At 58.7% G+C, this 1,860-nt stretch carries 2 protein-coding genes; both read left to right on the top strand.

From position 1 onward, the window contains the following. Positions 1-1,190 (top strand): type II secretion system protein GspD (locus tag WS62_RS08520; protein WP_066570100.1); only part of this gene is annotated, 1,190 nt, incomplete at its 5' end. A gap of 99 nt (positions 1,191-1,289) precedes the next feature. Beyond that, positions 1,290-1,860: hypothetical protein (locus WS62_RS08515; RefSeq protein ID WP_066570097.1), on the top strand; the 571-nt coding region annotated here is incomplete at its 3' end.

Below are 1,860 nucleotides of genomic sequence, written 5' to 3'. Positions count from 1 at the left end.
TGCGGTTCGTGACGGTCGCTCAAGTCGTGGATTTGATCTATCAGGACGCGATGCGCACGCCCTACGTGCTCGGGCCGGACGTGCTGAGCGATATGCGCTTGGTGTCGTTTCGCTTGGACGATCAGAACCGCGACGTGCGCGCCGTCATGGTCGATTTTCTCGATTCGCTCGGCTTTCGCGTGACGACCAAGAATGGCGTCGACTACGTCGCGAGAAAGGCCGCTGACGGTCGGGCGCGAGTCGATCAGGAGGTGTTTGTCTACCGGCCGCGCTACCGGAGCGCCGAATCGCTGCGCAGTCTCGTGGAGCCAGTGATTGGCTCGCGATCGATGATGCCGATGCCCACGATTGCTGCCGCGTCGCCTGCTGCGACAAGTCCGGTTCAGGTTCCGGGCGCGCCGATCGGTTCGGCGGGTGATATTCCGGCTGCGCCGATCGTGACGGGTGTGCAGGCACGCGGCGACGAGCTGGTGATCGTCGGATCGCATGATGAGGTCGCGATGCTGCGGAAGCTGGTGCCTGAGCTCGATACCGCGCCGGGTGAGGTTGTGGTGCGCGGGTGGGTGTACGAGGTTGCAAACACCGATTCGACTAACACGGCGTGGAGCATTGCGGTTCGGTTGCTGAGTGGTCAGCTTCGGCTTTCGAGCGGAGATACGGCGTCCGACACGAGCGCGATGCGATTCACGGGGCCGGGCATCGACGCGGCGATATCCGCGCTGAACGCCGATTCGCGATTCAAGGTCGTCAGCTCGCCACATGTGCGGATCGTCTCGGGTGAACGCGTGCGCCTGAATGTCGGTCAACAGGTGCCGACGCAATCGAGTGTCAGCTATCAGGGGTCAAGCGGCACGCCCGTTCAGTCGATCACGTATCAGGACGCGGGCTTGATCTTCGACGTGGAGCCGACCGTGATGCGTGACGTGATCGAGTTGAAGGTGCGCGAGGAGATTTCCGATTTCGTCACGACGAAGACTGGCGTCGATACTTCGCCGACGAAAAACACACGACAGCTACAGACCGTGACGCGGTTGAAGGATGGCGAGCTGGTTGTGCTCGGCGGCTTGATTCAGGACCGCAATGCGACGGCACGTAGCGGCTATGCGTGGCTGCCGAGCTTTCTCGATGGTCGATCCAGCTCGAAGCAGCGCACGGAGGTTTTGTTGGTTTTGCAGGTTCAGCGGATCTGAGCGGGTTAGCGAATTATATTTATCGTTACGAGTGACGAATATTGATTTATCGTTACAAGTAACGTAAAATAAGGTCAATGCCGATATGGAGCGTTCGCCATGATTCATCCCGAAGACGCGAAAACAATTCCGTTACCACTTGAGGTCGTAACGAAAAAGCGTGGTCGCGGTCGTCCTCGCAAGGAAGACGGAGCGTTGACGAATGCGCAACGTCAGGCGGCATACCGCGAGCGGCGCAAGGCGTCAGGTAATCCCGTTACGGTAACGAAAAATATTCCACCTGCTGTCGACGCTTATGACGAGCTAGTAATGGAGAACGAGCGGCTTCGCGAAGAATTGGCGCAACTCCGTCGCGATTTAGAGGCGTCGAAGCGCAAGGCTATCGACCCGCAACGTTCGCGTGCGTCAGTCGTGCATGAGGTTGATTGGGTTCGGCGAGTGGTGCGATTGCCGATTCATGCGAGCAAGGATTACGAGCGTCGCCGATTCAGTTTTACCGTCGACCAACGGGCACATTTCGCGCTTGATCGGCTGGCGGTTGATGCGGGGCTATCAAAGGCAGAAGTGGTCGAGCGCTTGGCGTATTGGGCTGACGAGTTGATGCTCGGGGCGTTTGAGTACGACACGGACGGATTTAATCGTTATCTCGATCGCGGGCGTAACGAAAAAT

The organism is Burkholderia sp. ABCPW 14, assembly GCF_001523835.1.
Lineage (GTDB): Bacteria > Pseudomonadota > Gammaproteobacteria > Burkholderiales > Burkholderiaceae > Burkholderia > Burkholderia mayonis.
This window is presented reverse-complemented; position numbering and strand designations above follow the sequence as displayed.